14 protein-coding genes and 1 pseudogene are annotated in these 15,682 nt (G+C 61.7%); 7 read left to right on the top strand and 8 right to left on the bottom strand.

Translation table 11 applies throughout. The features are described 5' to 3' along the window. The first annotated feature begins 17 nt into the window (after window positions 1-17). Window positions 18-857 carry a helix-turn-helix transcriptional regulator gene (locus AR689_RS14240; RefSeq protein WP_062071173.1) on the top strand — a complete coding sequence of 280 codons (840 nt, stop codon included), beginning with the start codon at window positions 18-20 and terminating at the stop codon, window positions 855-857. Window positions 858-875: 18 nt separating this feature from the next. Here AR689_RS14240 and AR689_RS14235 read toward each other — a convergent pair whose 3' ends face one another. Both AR689_RS14235 and AR689_RS22775 read right to left on the bottom strand, forming a co-directional pair. Continuing rightward, window positions 876-1,238: a cupin domain-containing protein gene (locus AR689_RS14235; RefSeq protein WP_062071171.1), complete on the bottom strand. Its 363-nt coding sequence runs from the start codon at window positions 1,236-1,238 to the stop codon at window positions 876-878. Window positions 1,239-1,401: 163 nt separating this feature from the next. Beyond that, window positions 1,402-1,584: pseudogene (locus AR689_RS22775) on the bottom strand (class II fructose-bisphosphate aldolase); the annotation flags it as partial. 137 nt (window positions 1,585-1,721) lie between these two features. Here AR689_RS22775 and AR689_RS14225 point away from each other — a divergent pair. Beyond that, window positions 1,722-2,615 carry a DUF5134 domain-containing protein gene (locus tag AR689_RS14225; RefSeq protein WP_082697984.1) on the top strand — a complete coding sequence of 298 codons (894 nt, stop codon included), beginning with the start codon at window positions 1,722-1,724 and terminating at the stop codon, window positions 2,613-2,615. 85 nt (window positions 2,616-2,700) lie between these two features. On the opposite strand, the gene AR689_RS14220 is transcribed toward AR689_RS14225, so the two are convergent. Together AR689_RS14220 and hxlA are read right to left on the bottom strand one after the other, a co-directional pair. After that, a complete protein-coding gene (locus tag AR689_RS14220; RefSeq protein ID WP_062071166.1) occupies window positions 2,701-3,720 on the bottom strand; it encodes an HAD-IIA family hydrolase in 1,020 nt (339 codons plus the stop codon). A gap of 181 nt (window positions 3,721-3,901) precedes the next feature. Next, a complete protein-coding gene (gene hxlA / locus AR689_RS14215) occupies window positions 3,902-4,525 on the bottom strand; it encodes a 3-hexulose-6-phosphate synthase (RefSeq protein WP_062073803.1) in 624 nt (207 codons plus the stop codon). 290 nt (window positions 4,526-4,815) lie between these two features. Here hxlA and AR689_RS14210 point away from each other — a divergent pair, with 290 nt between their 5' ends. The 4 genes from AR689_RS14210 (at window position 4,816) to mptB (ending at window position 10,112) form a co-directional block, all read left to right on the top strand. Then, entirely contained in the window at window positions 4,816-6,303 is a 1,488-nt protein-coding gene (locus AR689_RS14210) for a glyceraldehyde-3-phosphate dehydrogenase (protein WP_082697982.1), read from the top strand. 34 nt (window positions 6,304-6,337) lie between these two features. Beyond that, a complete protein-coding gene (locus tag AR689_RS14205; protein WP_062071164.1) occupies window positions 6,338-7,363 on the top strand; it encodes an ATP-dependent 6-phosphofructokinase in 1,026 nt (341 codons plus the stop codon). A 67-nt stretch (window positions 7,364-7,430) separates the two neighbouring features. Then, window positions 7,431-8,318 (top strand): SGNH/GDSL hydrolase family protein, encoded by an 888-nt coding sequence (locus tag AR689_RS14200; RefSeq protein WP_062073801.1) that lies wholly within the window; start codon window positions 7,431-7,433, stop codon window positions 8,316-8,318. A gap of 186 nt (window positions 8,319-8,504) precedes the next feature. Beyond that, the gene (gene mptB / locus AR689_RS14195) at window positions 8,505-10,112 is read left to right on the top strand and encodes a polyprenol phosphomannose-dependent alpha 1,6 mannosyltransferase MptB (protein ID WP_062071162.1); all 1,608 of its coding nucleotides are present in this window, start codon (window positions 8,505-8,507) and stop codon (window positions 10,110-10,112) included. Window positions 10,113-10,126: 14 nt separating this feature from the next. Here the strand turns inward: mptB and AR689_RS14190 are convergent, their stop codons facing one another. The 3 genes from AR689_RS14190 to AR689_RS14180 all read right to left on the bottom strand — a co-directional run bounded on the left by AR689_RS14190 (window position 10,127) and on the right by AR689_RS14180 (window position 13,884). Continuing rightward, the gene (locus AR689_RS14190) at window positions 10,127-11,314 is read right to left on the bottom strand and encodes a glycosyltransferase 87 family protein (protein ID WP_231745526.1); all 1,188 of its coding nucleotides are present in this window, start codon (window positions 11,312-11,314) and stop codon (window positions 10,127-10,129) included. 109 nt (window positions 11,315-11,423) lie between these two features. Beyond that, entirely contained in the window at window positions 11,424-12,728 is a 1,305-nt protein-coding gene (locus AR689_RS14185) for a glycosyltransferase family 87 protein (protein ID WP_062071158.1), read from the bottom strand. Between the two features lie 115 nt (window positions 12,729-12,843). After that, window positions 12,844-13,884, bottom strand: coding sequence for an EAL domain-containing protein (locus AR689_RS14180; protein ID WP_231745525.1), 1,041 nt, complete (start codon window positions 13,882-13,884; stop codon window positions 12,844-12,846). 232 nt (window positions 13,885-14,116) lie between these two features. Between AR689_RS14180 and AR689_RS14175 the strand changes: the two genes are divergently transcribed. Beyond that, window positions 14,117-14,935 (top strand): CPBP family intramembrane glutamic endopeptidase, encoded by an 819-nt coding sequence (locus AR689_RS14175; RefSeq protein ID WP_082697980.1) that lies wholly within the window; start codon window positions 14,117-14,119, stop codon window positions 14,933-14,935. Window positions 14,936-14,978: 43 nt separating this feature from the next. On the opposite strand, the gene AR689_RS14170 is transcribed toward AR689_RS14175, so the two are convergent. Then, window positions 14,979-15,566, bottom strand: coding sequence for a MarR family winged helix-turn-helix transcriptional regulator (locus AR689_RS14170; protein WP_062071152.1), 588 nt, complete (start codon window positions 15,564-15,566; stop codon window positions 14,979-14,981). Between the last annotated feature and the right edge of the window lie 116 nt (window positions 15,567-15,682).

The following is a 15,682-nucleotide window of genomic DNA, read 5'->3' as shown; positions in this document are numbered from 1 at the left end:
GTAATAGTGTTGAGCTCGTGAAAGATGAGAGGCGCAAAGAACTGGGACTGTTCCTCAGGACGCGCCGGACCCAGGCCCTGCGTTCCGATTACGGGCTCCCCCCGGTGGGCAGGTCCCGGGAACGCGGCCTGCGCCGGGAAGAGATCGCCTTCCTGTCCGGCGTGAGTGTCACCTGGTACACCTGGTTGGAGCAAGGCCGGGATATCAGTCCCTCACGGCAGGTCCTTGAATCCATTGCGCGTGCCCTGCATCTTTCGGACACCGGGCTGAGCTACGTGCTGTCCTTGGGCGGCTATTCAGCAGCTCCGCCCAAGGGTCCCGTGGCGGCCGACGCTCCTGCACATGTGCAGCGACTCCTGGACGCTCTGGACCCCAATCCCTCCTACGCCTTGTCCCCGGATTGGGGCATCGCCGGCTGGAATCGGTCCTACGAGGCGCTGTACCCCAACATTGGAACGTTCGACGCCGCCGACCGGAACCTGCTGTGGCTGGTGTTCACCGACCCCTTCATCCGCAACCTTCTCCCGGATTGGGACGTCACCAGCAAGCGATTCCTGGCTGAATTCCGGGCTGAAACCGGGCAGCGCTTGGGCGACCCCGATGTTGAGTATCAGGTGGAGCGACTCAAGGATGCCAGCCCCGAATTCCAGGAAAGCTGGGACCGGTACGACATCCTGGGCTTCGAATCCCGCGAACGACAGTTTCACCACCCCGCAGTTGGCGTGCTGCACATGGAACATCACCAGGTCTCACCTTCGGACAGGCCGGACCTGCACATCGTGGTCTACACCCCGGCGCCGGGGAGCGACGCCGGGGAGCAGATGCAGCGCTTGATGGGCCTGGTTGAACGCGGTTAATAGGTCCGGGTAAATAGCTCAGGCGTTGAAGATCACGAAGAACTTGCGGATGCGCTCCTGGATTTCCCAGGTTCCTTGCCAGCCAATGGGAAAAATTGCAGCGTTTCCGGCCTCTACCGTGACGGGTTCGCCGCCATCCCGGGTGACAACCATGCGGCCCTCGAGGACGTGGATCGCTTCACCGCGTTCCAGGAATTCCCAACGCGACAGTCCCGGCTCGGCCTCCCAGACGCCCGAGAGGATGCGTTGATCGTCGCTGATAAAGGGAACAGCCATCCGCACGCGAATCTCGTCCCCGAGCACGTCGGCAAAGGGCTGGCCCAGGAGGGACTTGTCCAGGTCACGCTCGAAGAGTTCTTGGGGCTGGAAAGTCAAAGTCATGTGGAGCACCTTTCTGATGTTGCCGCCGGTAGAAGTCCCGGGGCGGCCCGGTAAGCGGAGGACCCGCGGCTTGTATCCATCGTCCTGTCATTCCCGCGAAGCCAATACCCCCAGTTTGGAGTGTTTTAAGCTATCTTTTTGGGTGGGAACGTCTGGGCGCCAGTTACGCCGATTTGCCGACCGATCCGAGCTGCTGGGCGGCCTCGACGATGCGCGCAGCCATGCCGGCTTCGGCCGAAGCACCCCACACGCGGGGATCGTAGGTCTTCTTGTTGCCCATTTCGCCGTCGATCTTCAGCACGCCGTCGTAGTTGGCGAGCATGTGCCCGGCCACCGGGCGGGTGACCAAAACATCGGCTTCATCCTCGAACCCCACGGCTTCTTCAACCAAAACCCCACCCTCAACCTCCCCACCGGAACCACACCAACCACCACCAACGACACCTGCTGCCACACCACCAACCCATAAGCACGAACAACTTCATGACAGAGCCGGGCCTATTAAGACCAGCCCGGCAACAGGTTCCCGGTGCGGCCTCCAGCGGCACCGGGAACCTGACCAGACTTCGGTCCCTGGTGCTGCTCAAAGCCGTACCGGGGACCGAATCCATCTGCCCCCAAACCGTGCACCCGGAGCACCCGTCCCGAGTATCCGGGCGCCTGGCCATCCATGCACCGTCTATCCTCACCAGTGAGAGCGTGATCCACGTGTTCAATACCCCAGCACTAACCTGGACCCTGACCTTGGTTCTCGTGGCCGGGGGTATCCATTACGCCCTGCAGGCCATCCGGTCCCGACGCATCACCGGGCGCATCAATAACAGTCTCCATGCCCTGATGCATACCCTCATGGCGGCCATGCTCTGGGATGCCGCCGTCTCATCCACCCTGCTTCAGATCGCCATCCTCGCGTCCGCCGCCCTCTGGTTCATCATTCAGGCCGTGGCCCGCCCCCAGTTCAGAACCTTCTGTGCTGGTACCGGGGAGCGTATTAAATGCCTCTATCACGGCCTCACCATGGCCGCGGCAGCTCTCATGATCGCTATGATGGCCATCCCCGCCGTAGCCCCTCTGGCACCATCCGACTCCGCCAAGGCAGGGTCTGGAATGAGCAGCCACGGGCACCACGCCAGCAGTGCAGCACTCGGCCCTGCCACAGCTTCCCAGCACACGATTGCCTTGGCCGTTGCCCTCACCGTGGCATTCGGAACCGCCGCAGTCATCTTCCTGGCCCTGCTCCTGCGTCGCCGCCAGCGGCCCGCCCATCAGGCCACAGAGCGCCTTCAAATCACAGGGCACAGTGCCCGCGTTAATCATGTGCTCGAAGCCGCAGGGGCCACCGTCATGGCCCTCATGTTCGCCACCTTCGTCGCTTAGACAGAGCAGGTCGAAACCTGCCCTTCCTCCGGGGAGGTGCTGTGATTTAGCGGGCCATGGTCCAGCGAGCCGCAGTGAGGGACGTCTACTCATCCACTGTGAAGGAAAGAGCCACGGTGAAGCTGACTTCGGGGGCGGCCGAGGGTGTGACCTTGGGGTGCATTGCCCACCAGGCGGCACACGCGGCCCGCCAGCTATCGAGATGGTCCTCACGTCCGCTGACCGTCACCATGGTGGCGGTGGCGGTGGCAACGGCCTCACCGCACGAGTAGGAGACGCCGTCGGGTTTTATCGTGGGGTACTCCTCGTACAGTTCCGCGAGGGAGCCAATCAAAAAGTCCGGCCTCTGATCGACGTGCGCCGCCAGGGCAGAATGCACCGAGTCCACGCCTGTCAGGACGAGTACTGTATCCATTTCTGCCCGGTTTCCGCCGAGAATGTCCGTGTCCAGCCGGTCACCCACCACAAGGGGCCGGGCAAGAGCCGAATGACGGGCCGCAGTTTCAAAAAGGGCGGCCCCGGGCTTGCCTGCAACTAAGGGCGTCTTCGAAGTCGCTGCCGCCACCGCGGCCACGAAAGTTCCGTTCCCGGGCGCGAAACCGCGCTCTTGGGGAAGTGACATGTCGGTGTTCGTGGCTACCCATACTGCGCCCGCGCCCACGGCGTAGGCGGCTTCTGCCAGATCTTTCCACCCCAGTTCGGGTGAGAACCCTTGGATGACGGCGTCTATGACGGCATCCGGTGGGTGGGCAGCAGAGTGGACCGCTACGAGCCCCTGTGCCCTCACGGCATTCGCGAGGGCCTCGCTCCCCACCACCAGTACTGTTGAGCCTTCCGCAACCTGCCCGGCCAGGAGTTCTGCACCAGCCAGCGCTGACCCGAACACCTGTTCCGCTATGGCTGGAGCGCCCAACTCACGAAGGTGGGCAGCAACCTGCTCGGATGAACGGGATGCATTGTTGGTCACGTACGCCAGGCGCTTGCCTTCCTTGGCCAGCCTCTCGAGAGCTTCGGTGGCCCCGTCGATAGCCCGTGGTCCGGTGTAAACCACACCGTCAAGGTCCGCGAGGACTCCGTCGTATCCGTCAATCAGCCGCTTAGTCATGCTCGGCGCCCCTCTTCGTTGTGGTCATAATTCGTCCTCCCGCAAAGTTCGTGGAGGGAGCCGCGGGTCTGCCCCGGACACAATGAACGGCTGCGGGCCCTGAGATTCCAGGGCCCGCAGCCGTAAGTGTGACGTCCCGCAACCCCTGTAGATGGCGGGACGCCACGGTCTGTGGAAAGAACTAGACGATGGCGTTGCGGAGGGCCTTGGCGGCCAGCGCAGGATCCTCGGCACCATAAATAGCGCCACCAGCAACAGCCACATCAGCACCAGCATTCTGAACATCACCAATCGTGGCAAGCTTCACGCCACCGGCAACCGAGAACGGAACACGGGCCTCAGCACCGGCACGAAGCAAACCATTAAGATCAAAGCCCGGCTTGGCCTGCTCATCCAAACCAGCATGCATCTCCACGAACTTCGCACCCAGAGCACGAACCTCCTTGGCCCGGGAAACCTTATCCGCAACACCAATCAGATCAACCACAACACCCTTGTTGTGAGCCTTCGCAGCCTTCACAGCACCAGCAATAGTGGAATCATCAGCAGCACCGAGCACCGTCACCAGATCAGCACCGGCCTTGAACGCAATATCAGCCTCAAGCTCACCAGCATCCATGGTCTTCAAATCAGCAAAAACAATCTTGTCCGGATGAGCATTCTTCACCGCCGTAATCACCGAAAGACCCTCAGCCTTGATCAACGGGGTACCGAGCTCAATGATGTCAACGTACTCCGCAACCTGACCAGCCAACTCAAGAGCAGCCTCGGTAGTGAGCAAATCAATAGCAACCTGAAGTTTCATGATGGTGTGGCCTTTCAGTAAGAAGTGAGGTTCCTCATCCATCGTCCCTAAGAGGAAGGGCAGGGGTAACGCTGTTTTTGGATGGTTGGAACTACCCTTTCGGACTGGGAAGCGCGCGGACGTGAAGGCCAGTTCCCTGGATGTCATCCCGCCCACCCGAAAGGGTGGTGATAACCATCCTGAATTAGCGTTTCGCATCCTTGGCCACGGAACGACGATGGATGGGTAGCCTCTGGATCGTCCCGGAAGGCCGCTGAACTGACCCGCCCCTCCACTGGAAAGGTAGCTCCATGCAAACCTCAGATCCGTATCTTGCTGAGTGGATGGGCCGGGAGGCCCTGGCAGAAGCCATGATTCCGGTGATCGGCCGGCTCTACCGCGAAAACAACGTGGTGACCACCATCCATGGACGCAGCCTGGTCAACAAGTCCACCATGAGCATCCTCAAGGCCCACCGCTTCGCCCGCCGGATCAGCAAGGAAGAGCTGCTCTTGGACGAGACGGCGCCGCTGCTGGAGACCTTGACAAAGCTCCAGCTCGGTTCGGCCACGATAGACATCGCCCGCCTGAACCAGAAGTACAAGGAAGAGGGCAACGGAACCGACCTTGAGGACTTCCTTCGTTCTGAACTGGCCGAAGTGGTGGGCAAGGGCATGAGCGGTTACGGCGGCAGCACCGACGTCGTGCTTTATGGTTTTGGCCGGATCGGCCGCCTGCTGACCCGTCTTCTCGTGGAACAAGCAGGTGGGGGCCACGGGCTGCGGCTTCGTGCGATCGTGGTCCGCAAGGGTGCGGACCACGATCTCACCAAGCGCGCCAGCCTGCTGCGGCGCGACTCAGTACACGGGCCCTTTGAAGGGTCCATCAAGGTGGACGACGCAACCAACACGATCACTGCGAATGGTGTACGGATCCAGGTCATCTATTCGGACAACCCCGCCACGATCGACTACACCGCATTCGGAATCAAGGATGCCCTGATTGTTGACAACACCGGCCGCTGGCGGGACGCCGAAGGCCTTTCTCAGCATCTCCTGAGCAAGGGTGCGGCCCGTGTTTTGCTGACTGCCCCCGGCAAGGGTGACTTGAAGAACATTGTTCATGGCATTAACCACAACAGCATCAGCGAGGCAGACAAGATAGTGACCGCGGCTTCCTGTACAACGAATGCGATCTCACCCGTCCTGCAAGCCATCAACGACAAGTTCGGCATTATTCACGGCCACGTGGAAACGGTGCACTCGTTCACTAACGACCAGAACCTGATCGACAACTTCCACAAGGGTGACCGCCGGGGCAGGTCCGCTGCCCTGAACATGGTGATCACGGAGACCGGCGCCGCCAAGGCTGTGGCCAAGGCACTGCCTGAGTTGGAGGGAAAGCTCACCGGCAGCTCCATCCGTGTGCCCACCCCGGATGTCTCGATGGCCATCTTGAACCTGAACTTGAAGAACGGCACCACCAAGGATGAGGTCAATACTTATCTGCGGGAGACGGCGCTGCACTCGGTGCTGCGGCAGCAGATCGATTACATGGATTCGCCGGAGGTGGTTTCCACCGATTTTGTGGGCTCCCGGCACACCGGAATCGTTGACGGCCTCGCCACCATTTCCAACGGCAAAAACCTCGTCCTGTACGTCTGGTACGACAACGAGTTTGGCTATAGCTGCCAGGTGGTCCGTGTGATGGAGGAGATGGCCGGTGTGAACCGTCCGTCGTTCCCGGCAGCAAATGTGGTTGAGGAAGCCATGTCGGTGCTTGCTGCCGTGGGTTCCTGACCTTCATTTCCAGGCCTAACAAAGCGAGCTGAGCATGAAAATTGGAATCCTTACCAGTGGCGGAGATTGCCCCGGCCTCAACGCCGTCATCCGCGGCGCGGTTCTGAAGGGCATCGCCATCAAAGGCCATGAATTCGTCGGATTCCGCGATGGTTGGCGCGGGGTTGTCCAAGGCGATGTCATGGATATACCGCGCACCATGGTGCGCGGTATTGCCAAGCAGGGCGGCACCATTCTGGGTACCTCGCGCACCAACCCTTTTGAGAATGGTGGCGGCCCGGACGTCATCAAGGACAACCTGGATCGTCTGGGGATTGATGCGATCATCGCCATCGGCGGCGAAGGCACCCTTGCGGCCGCTAAGCGCCTCACTGATGCCGGGCTCAAAATTGTGGGCGTGCCCAAGACAGTGGACAACGACCTCGACGCTACGGACTACAGTTTCGGCTTCGACACGGCCGTCCACATCGCGACCGAGGCGATCGACCGCCTCAGGACCACCGGCGAATCCCACCACCGCTGCATGATTGCAGAGGTGATGGGACGCCACGTCGGATGGATCGCCTTGCATGCCGGAATGGCAGCCGGTGCCCACGCCATCCTGATTCCCGAGCAGAAGGTCAGTATTGAGCAGGTCGCCCAATGGGTGAAGGAGGCTCACGCCCGCGGGCGCGCACCGCTTGTTGTTGTGGCTGAGGGCTTCGTTCCGGAGCACATGGACTCCCCGCACTCCGAGCGCGGTCTTGACACCTTCGGCCGACCCAGAATGGGTGGCATAGCAGACCAGTTGGCACCAGAGCTGGAGGCCCGGACCGGCATCGAAACCCGGACCACCATCCTTGGCCATGTGCAGCGCGGAGGTGTGCCCACTGCCTACGACCGGGTTCTTGCGACCCGTCTGGGCATGGCCGCTGTCCACTCGGTGGCGGAGGGCCGTTGGGGCACCATGGTGGGGCTGAAGGGAACGGATATTGAGCAGGTGGACTTCCAGGAGGCCCTCGGGAAACTCAAAGTGGTCCCCCAGCGCCGGTATGACGAAGCCGCCGTCCTGTTCGGCTGAGCTTGTCAGACGCGGATTCAGGGGGCCACCCATGGCGCAGAAGGTTCCCTCAGCGCACTATGGGGAGATGAACGCCTACTCTGCGGATGGCTCAGCGAGGGACGGTTCCGGTCGCTTCGGAGCCGGCCTGCACCCGTGGAGCCGTTATGTGGCTTTGGGCGATTCGTTCACGGAAGGTTTGGGGGATCCTGAACCGCGGAGCCCGGGAGGTCTCCGCGGTTGGGCGGACCGGGTAGCTGAAGAATTGAGCACTGCTCACGAAGATTTCGCGTACGCCAACCTGGCCATCAGTGGACGGCTGCTCCACCAAATACTCGACGAACAGGTGGGCCCGGCAATCGAACTGCGCCCTGATCTGATCACTCTTAACGCCGGCGGAAACGACATCCTCTTCCACAGGAGTGATCCGGACAAACTTGCCCTCGAACTGGACGCGGGTGTGGAACGGTTGGCCGCTACCGGTGCGACCGTCCTGCTCTTTGCAGGGCCGGACTTTGGCGCTACCCCGGTGCTGGGGCTGGCCCGCGGCAAGGTGGCCATCTTCAACGAAAACATGCGCGTCATTGCGGCCCGGCATGATGCCCTGATCGCCGATCTCTGGGCGTTGCGCCAACTCACGGACCACCGAATGTGGAGCGCGGACCGGCTTCATTTTTCCCCGCTTGGCCAGCACACCATTGCCATCATGGTGCTCGATGCACTCAACGTCCCACACTCGCTGGAACCGTTGACCCCGAAGGCCCTGCCCGAGCGGAACTGGCGGGAGGCACGTGCGGGCGACATGATCTGGGCCCGGGAACATCTTTTTCCGTGGGTGGTGCGCCGCTTGACGCAGCGAAACGCCGACGACGGACGGCACGCCAAGCGGCCGGAGCCCGGCCCCGTGTTCGGCGCTAGTATGCCCCCAGGGGCATATGTTGGCCGGGACCCTGGGGGCATCCCGAATCCGTCATGAACTGCGGGGAATATCCCGCGGCATAACGATGGATGGCTATGGAGTCCGTCACCCTTTGCCGCGCCTGTGGTGGTGTTGGCTGGATCGACGCTAAAATTTCACTTGCCGCAAGTACAAGCTCTTCGGCTTCAATCCGCGTTTCATTTCTTGGAAGCGCCATACCGTGAGTGGGGGAACCGACCAGTCATGACGGCAGGCAGTACCCCCAGTCCACTTCCAGAGACCTCAGCAGCAGCAAGCCCGTCTTCCTCCACTGCTACCAAGTCCCCGAAACCAACAACACCGGCAACAAAGCCCGTTGCCTATCCCGCTATTTTGCAGGGGTTCCTTGGCTCCTTGTTCATGTTTGCCGGGTCTATTGGCATCGGCTGGATCGCCAACGGATCCCCCATGATCCGCCATCCCATAGTCATTGCCCTGCGCACCGAGGGCTGGGGCGTCACGGTCTCCGCTGTCCTCTTGACCGTGGGTGCCATGTTGCTGGTGCGTTCCTGGCTGCGTTTGGGCCAACGGATGGGCAGCTGGGAGGGGAACTCCCTCAAACCGATTGTCGCTGCGATCGGAGCCTGGTCTCTTCCCCTGCTGTTCGCTGTGCCCGTCTATTCGCGTGACGTCTACGCCTATATAGGCCAGGGCCGGCTGATGATGGAAGGCCAGGACCCTTACGACGTCGGCATCTCGGCTTTGAACAACTGGTTCGCCTTGGGTGCAGACCCGGCGTGGGCGGAAGCCCGTACTCCGTACGGGCCCTACTTCTTGTGGATGGCCCACGCCGTGGTTGCCATCACGGGCGCCCAGCCGGACGTATCAGTCCTGCTGTTCCGGCTACTGGCCGCGGGCGGGGTGCTGTTGTGCGTTATTTACGTACCCAAGCTCGCGGAGCTGCACGGCATCAACGGTGCCCGCGCGCTCTGGATCGCGGTGGCCAATCCGCTCTTCCTCATCAGCTTCGTGGCCAGCGCCCACAACGACGCCATCATGGTGGGCTTCGCCGTAGCGGGAACCTACTTCGCGGCCACCAAGCGGCCGCTCCTGGGCATCCTGCTGGTGACACTGTCCATCGGGATCAAACCGGCCACCGTTTTGTTGCTGCCCTTCATTGGTCTGATGTGGGCAGGCGCCGGGGCCTCCTGGCCGCGTAAGTTCGGAATCTGGGCAGCAACGGCAAGCATCAGCTTCGCCATCCTGGTGGTCAGCGGTATCCCTTACGGTCTGGGACTGGGCTGGGCGTGGGCCATCACGGATCCCACCCCCGGTTTCACGGGCTACTCCCCGTCGGGCTTCATTGGCCAGCAGATTGAGTTCCTGGGCAACGCCTTGGGGCTGCCCGGCAATGCCATGGCGGACATCCTGCGGGCCGCCATGAAGTGGGGCGCCGTGGCCTTGGTCCTGGTGCTGATGTTCCGCGGAGACCACTCGCGGGTGGTGCGGCGAATGGCCCTTGCCTTCGCGGCGATCGTGCTGCTCTCCCCCATCATTCAGCCCTGGTACATCCTGTGGTTCGTCCCGTTCCTGGCCGTCACGGGGATCAGGGACGACTGGCAGATGCGGTGCCTCTACGTGGGCGTGACGTTCTTTGTGGTCTTCGGCGCGCAGGACCAACTATCAGTGTGGTCCTTCGTGGAGGTCTCTGTGGACCTGTCCTCGTTGGCTTTCGCCATTGCGCTGCTGTTCGCGTTCTACCTGGTGTTCCTGGACATTCATACCCGCAGGCTGCTGGTCCAGGGCAAGTTATCGCGCTGGGTGGGGCAGACTGACCGCCGCCTGCTCCACCGCCCTCCGACTATCCGTTAGAGCGACCTGGCCCGCTAGAGCGCTTTCGGAACCACCGGGGCATCGTCGGGGTTGACCCGGCGCCCCAGTTCGACGGTCCGCTGCACCGACCACCACAGCAGTACCACCAGCAGGACATTCCGGGTGGTCAGCACCGCAGCCATGACCGGGTGGGCGTGAATGAGCGGGGTGTAGAACAGCGGATAGATCACGAACGTGGTCATGGCAATGGCCATCAGCAAGGCGGCGGGCACCTTCCAACGGTTCCAATCGTGTGTCAGTCCGGCAATGATCACAGGGGCCAGCCAGATGATGAATTGCGGCGAGCCCACCTTGTTGAACACGATGAACGCGGTAGTCATCATCAGGGCGCCCTCGAGGAACAGTTCCTCGCGCTCCGCTCCGCGCCGCAGTGCACGGATCAGGAGGATGGCGGCCGCGATCGCGGCAACTATCAGCAATGGCTGCATCAGGAACGCGGCAACTTCGGCACCGGGCCCGTAGACCTCCGTGGAGTTGATGGCCGTATTGTCCGCCATTTTGGATCCGGCAATGTTGAAGACACTGAGCCACACCCAGGGCGTGGAGAAAGTGGCTTCCAGTTGCATGCCCCGCTCACCCTGGTTGATCAGGAAGTCCAGGATGTGGCTGAAGCCACCGGCGAGGTACGTTCCGAGGCCTACGACGGCGGTGACGCCCACCCCGGCAGCGAGCATCTGGAGCCGGTTCTTCGACGCGATGATCATGGGTGCCAGCACTGCGGCCGGCCACACTTTGATCCACGTGGCGATGCTCAGCAGAACGGAGGCAACAACAGGCCTTTGGGCTGCGCAGATCAACGCGATCAGCACGATGGGGGCCGTGATGCCCTCAACGCGGGCAAAGCTGAGATACCCCATGAACACGGTGAAGAACAGCCACCACCAAGCAGGTGCGATCCCGGTGACGCGCCGGGGCCCGCGCGTCAGGTACCAAAGACCCAACGCGTTGAGGGCGGTGATCCCCAAATACCACATCAACAAGTAAAGACCCGGACCGGCAATGCCTGCCAGGAAGATGGGAATCTGGGCCAGCACGGGGTAGACCCACGGACTGATTTTCCCGCTGAGGTTCTCCGGGTTGTAGCCATCCATCGCCCACTGGCGGTACTGCTCAGTGTCACTGAAGGTGTTGCCGTTGAGGAAGAAGGACGCCATCCAGCACAGGAAGTAAAAGTGGACCACGGCGAATCCCCACCACACGCTGGAGGGGCGGGCGAACCACGCCACGACGGCAGGGGGCAGGACCCGGCTGCGGATGTGGACCAGCCGGTCGAAGAACGTCGCTGAAATCTTAGTGCTCCTTGCCTGCAGGTGCCGTGACCACGGATGGCTTACGGCCCAGTGAATACAAGCGACGCGCTGACCAGAAGAAGAGGACCACCAGCAGGACGTTACGGATAGTGAGGACCAGTGCCATCCAAGGGTTGTTGTGGCTCAGCGCATCGTAGAAGAGCGGGTAGATAAAGTAGGTGGCAATCGCGATCACTATGAGCATGGTGGCCGGCACACGCCACTCTTTCCAGTTGTGCGCAAGCCCAACAGCCACGGCCGGAGCCAGCCACACCATGAACTGCGGTGAACCCACCTTGTTGAAAACGATGAAGGCGGTCACCAGGGTGAGGGCTCCTGCGAGGAGGAGTTCCGTGCGGTCCACGCCTCCACGGAGTTTTCCTTTGTGCAATGCCCAGAAGGTCAAACCGGCGACGGCGGCCGCGGCCAAGAGCAGCAGCGGCTGCATCAGCACAGACATGAAGGCCGTACCTGGTCCGTCAACCTGCATGGAGTTGATGTCGGTGTTCATGTACATGCGGGAATCCCCGACGCCAAGGACAGACAACCACAACCATGGCGTGGTGAAGGTCGCTTCGAGCTGCATGCCACGGTCTCCCTGTTGTGTCAGGAAGTTCAGCAACTTGGGCACGGCGCCAACTGCCGCGGCCAGCCCAACCACCACCGCCGTCGTCGCAATTCCTGCCGCCACAACGTGCAGGCGTTTCCTGACAACTGCGAACAGGGCCAGCATGACTGCTGCGGGCCAGACCTTCACCCAGGTGGCGACGCTCAGCAGGATCGACGCGACGAAGGGCCGTGTGGCGCCGTAAACAAGGGCCACCAGGACAATGGGGGCCGTCAACCCGTCAACGCGGGCGAACCCCAACCAGCCCATGAGGAAGACGAAGACCAGCCACCACCAGGCAGCGGGAATCGCTTCCTGCCGACGCCCGCGGTCGGTGAGTTTGAGGACTGCCCACCCGTTCAGCAGCGTGGTGAGCAGGACCCACAGGAAGAAGAAAGGGCCTGGGCCGGCAACTGCTGCCAAACCCATGGGAATCAGCGCAAGGATGGGGTACACCCAAGGGCTGGGTCCGCCGGTCAGGTTGGCATCGTTGAATCCCGCGAGCGCCCAGTCACGGTAGATAAAGGTGTCGCTGAAGGCCTCCCCGCGCAACGACAGCACGGCGGCGAAGACCAGGAACACCAGGTGAATCACCACGAAACCCCACAAAAGGCCCCGCGGAGAGTTCATGCGTGCCGCCAACCTCGCTGGGATTGTTTTATCGCGAAGATCCGCGAGCATACTGAAAAAACTGTCCATCAACGAAGAACTTCCTGGCTAGGTGGGTCCCTGCCTCAGCAGTCCCCGATTTTCTTGGGACCGAAAAACCCCCGCATGCCACTTTACGCGAGTCACCCAAAAGCCGGGCGGTTGGTTATCCTGCGGGCTGCGCTTCCGTCTGAGCACGGATGCTCCAGGCGGACCAATCCAGGGGGTGAACGGAGGGGCGGCCGAAGAGGTACCCCTGCGCTGCCGTGACCTTCAGCGCAGTGACTTCGTCGAGTTCGGCAGCTGTTTCGATGCCTTCGGCGATGATGTCCGCACCGATCTCCCGCGCGAGCTCCACGATGGCCCTGGCCCGGGTTTTCTGGCCGTCGCTGCTTTCAATACCTTCAATCAAGTGCCGATCCAGTTTGATGATGTCCGGGCGCAGTTGTTCAATCCGCTCCATGGACACCAAGGCGGCTCCGGATGCGCTGATGGCCAGGCGCAAACCCAAGGCGCGCAGAGGGCCCAGGCCGTCGGTGCCGGTTTGCGCTCCCACCGCATCCAAACTGCCCGTCAGCTCAACAATGATCCGGTCCGGGGCGAGAGCCGCAGCGGCCAACAGGTTCCGCACGCGGGGGTCGCTGGACGTCGCGGGGGTAAGGTTCAGCGCCACGGACATGTTTTCCGGGACATCGTGCGCAGCCGTCAGGGCGCAATGCAAGGCAGCAATTTCGAGTTCCGTGCCCAGCCCCGCTGCCGCGGCCTCGTTGAACCACACATCGGCTCCGGCCCCATCCTCACCGACGAATCTGGTCAGGGCCTCCACGCCCACCACGTCGCCGCCGGGCAGCGCATGGACCGGTTGGAAGGCTGTCAGCAAGAGCTTGTCCGCAAGGATCGCTTGGATGCTTTCGCGGACTTCGTGGCTGACGGGGACGGACACGGTGCGGGCTGCGTCCGATGACTCCAGGTGCAGGCTGGCCGCTTCACGCTGTACGGGGACCTTGGGTGCTGAGCCCGGCTCTTGGCGGGTCTCCAGCAGGTGTTCCAACAAAACCCGTTCGGGGTCATCGGGACGTGCATCAAGCCGTGCGCGAAGATTATTCCTGACGCCTTCGCTTCGGACATCGCTATCGGCAAGGATGGATTCGATGATGTCCAGCACTTGTTCGCGCATGGTCATTTCCTCGCCGGGTGGCGATGCCACAGCATCATCCTCCGGAGAGTTTCCGCTTTCCGGTATTGAAGAGCCCGCGTCTTGAGCCATAAATTATTCCTTTGTGTGTCCCCCCACTGGCAAAGCCAGCCATGACCTGCCCACGAAATCGTGTGGGCCCTGTCACGAATCTTACAGACGAATCTGCGCACCTGAGACACCGGGATGACTCCTGACAAGGGAAAACGTGTCGCAGGACGTGAAGCCCTGACATGCTGGAGGGGTGACATCCACGTCAATGGAATCAACCCGGACCGCACTGAGTTGGAAACTGCTGCCGGCGGCACTGCTTTCCTTCTCCGGCGTGCCCCTCTTTGCGTTCGGAAACGGGCTGCTGGGCTATGGCCTGCTGGTAGCAAGCGTGGTGACGGCAGCCTTCATCGACCACCAGTTGATGCGACACCTTGCGTTGATCGCAGCAGGCATGACCATCTTCAGCCTGGTGCCCCTCAATGCTGACCTCAGCACCGAGCACATGGCGCTCATGGGCGGCGCCTTGGCCTTGGCCGTGCTGGTGCCTTGGCTGGTGTCGCGGTTCCTCTACCGGGAAGACATCATCAGATTCCCGGTGAATACCGGCCGTAAGTGGCCGCTGGCCGCGAAGCTGTACCTCATAGGCGTGGTTGCCCTCGGATACTTCATCCTGCCGGTGTACCTGATCAGGACGGGCGTCTACCACAACTGGCCGGACGCTTCCGACCCCCAGATCTTCTGGCGGCTCTTCCTGGGCGTTAACGCTGTGGGGATCTGGGATGAACTGTTCTTCATCTGCACCACGTTCACCCTGCTGCGCCAACATTTTCCGGACTGGCTGGCCAACCTCCTGCAAGCCGTGGTGTTCTCGTCATTCCTGTGGGAGATCGGCTACCAGTCGTGGGGTCCGCTGCTGACGTTCCCGTTCGCACTCCTGCAGGGCTACACGTTCAAGCTGACCAAATCTTTCACGTACGTGGTGTCCGTGCACCTGCTCTTCGACCTGGTGCTGTTCCTCGCTCTGGTTCATGCGCACAACAGGGACTGGCTGCCGATCTTCCTGTACTAGGCCGTCTTGGTATAGGCCGCCTTCCTGTACCAGTGCCCAGTGGCTAAGCTCCGGAGCCCGCCCAGGCCTCACCGGAAACTTCGATCTCCCGCGCCATGTCGTCCAAAAAGCGCTTCACCGTTTCCCGTTCAGCGGGAGAGAGACGTGCTGCGGCCAGGAACCGTTTTGACTGCTGCCTGCCAACGGTCTCCATGGCGGCTTCGTGCGTTTCGGGGGTGATGGCGATTGCGAGCGCACGGCGGTCGGATGGGTGGGCATGTCGCGTGACGTGCCCCGCGCGTTCCAGCCGGTCCAGCAGCTTGGTGGTGGACGCCGTCGAGATGTGCAGCCGTGACGCTATGGCGCCGGGTGTGGCAATGACACCGTGGTTGGCGCAGACAATGAGATAGTGCAGTGCGCGCATGTCGGATTGGTTGAGCTTCATGTATCTGAGGGAAGCGTCCGAGAGGCGTTCTTCTGCCTCGCGCAGTCTTCCCAGCGCTGCCATGATGTCGCTTATTTGCTCGATGTCCGTTCCGGAAAGGCCAGAGCGATCCACCAGTTGCTGATGGGGATCGTTGGCGTCCAGATGGTAGATGCCGGCGGAAACCGGGGTGCCGGCTTCTTCGGGTATCTCTTCTAATCTGGACATAATGGGTATGTTACACCCAACTTCCTACATGGTAGCCTTTCTTCTAGCTTGTCTAGCAATATGGTGGTTCGGCCAGAAGCGGTTCAACCCCAAACAAGGTGTGGAGGAAGGCGCAA

It is taken from the genome of Arthrobacter sp. EpRS71 (genome assembly GCF_001512285.1).
Classification (GTDB): domain Bacteria; phylum Actinomycetota; class Actinomycetes; order Actinomycetales; family Micrococcaceae; genus Arthrobacter.
The sequence above is the reverse complement of the archived record's forward strand: the minus strand, read 5'-3'. Positions and strand labels throughout refer to the sequence as shown.

Excerpts from the sequence above, each read along its gene's own strand:
- AR689_RS14235 (WP_062071171.1), bottom strand. The coding sequence starts at position 1,238 with ATGACTTTGACTTTCCAGCCCCAAGAACTCTTCGAGCGTGACCTGGAC.
- AR689_RS14225 (WP_082697984.1), top strand. The coding sequence starts at position 1,722 with ATGACAGAGCCGGGCCTATTAAGACCAGCCCGGCAACAGGTTCCCGGT.
- AR689_RS14220 (WP_062071166.1), bottom strand. The coding sequence starts at position 3,720 with ATGACTAAGCGGCTGATTGACGGATACGACGGAGTCCTCGCGGACCTT.
- hxlA (WP_062073803.1), bottom strand. The coding sequence starts at position 4,525 with ATGAAACTTCAGGTTGCTATTGATTTGCTCACTACCGAGGCTGCTCTT.
- AR689_RS14210 (WP_082697982.1), top strand. The coding sequence starts at position 4,816 with ATGCAAACCTCAGATCCGTATCTTGCTGAGTGGATGGGCCGGGAGGCC.
- AR689_RS14205 (WP_062071164.1), top strand. The coding sequence starts at position 6,338 with ATGAAAATTGGAATCCTTACCAGTGGCGGAGATTGCCCCGGCCTCAAC.
- AR689_RS14200 (WP_062073801.1), top strand. The coding sequence starts at position 7,431 with ATGAACGCCTACTCTGCGGATGGCTCAGCGAGGGACGGTTCCGGTCGC.
- mptB (WP_062071162.1), top strand. The coding sequence starts at position 8,505 with ATGACGGCAGGCAGTACCCCCAGTCCACTTCCAGAGACCTCAGCAGCA.
- AR689_RS14185 (WP_062071158.1), bottom strand. The coding sequence starts at position 12,728 with ATGGACAGTTTTTTCAGTATGCTCGCGGATCTTCGCGATAAAACAATC.
- AR689_RS14170 (WP_062071152.1), bottom strand. The coding sequence starts at position 15,566 with ATGTCCAGATTAGAAGAGATACCCGAAGAAGCCGGCACCCCGGTTTCC.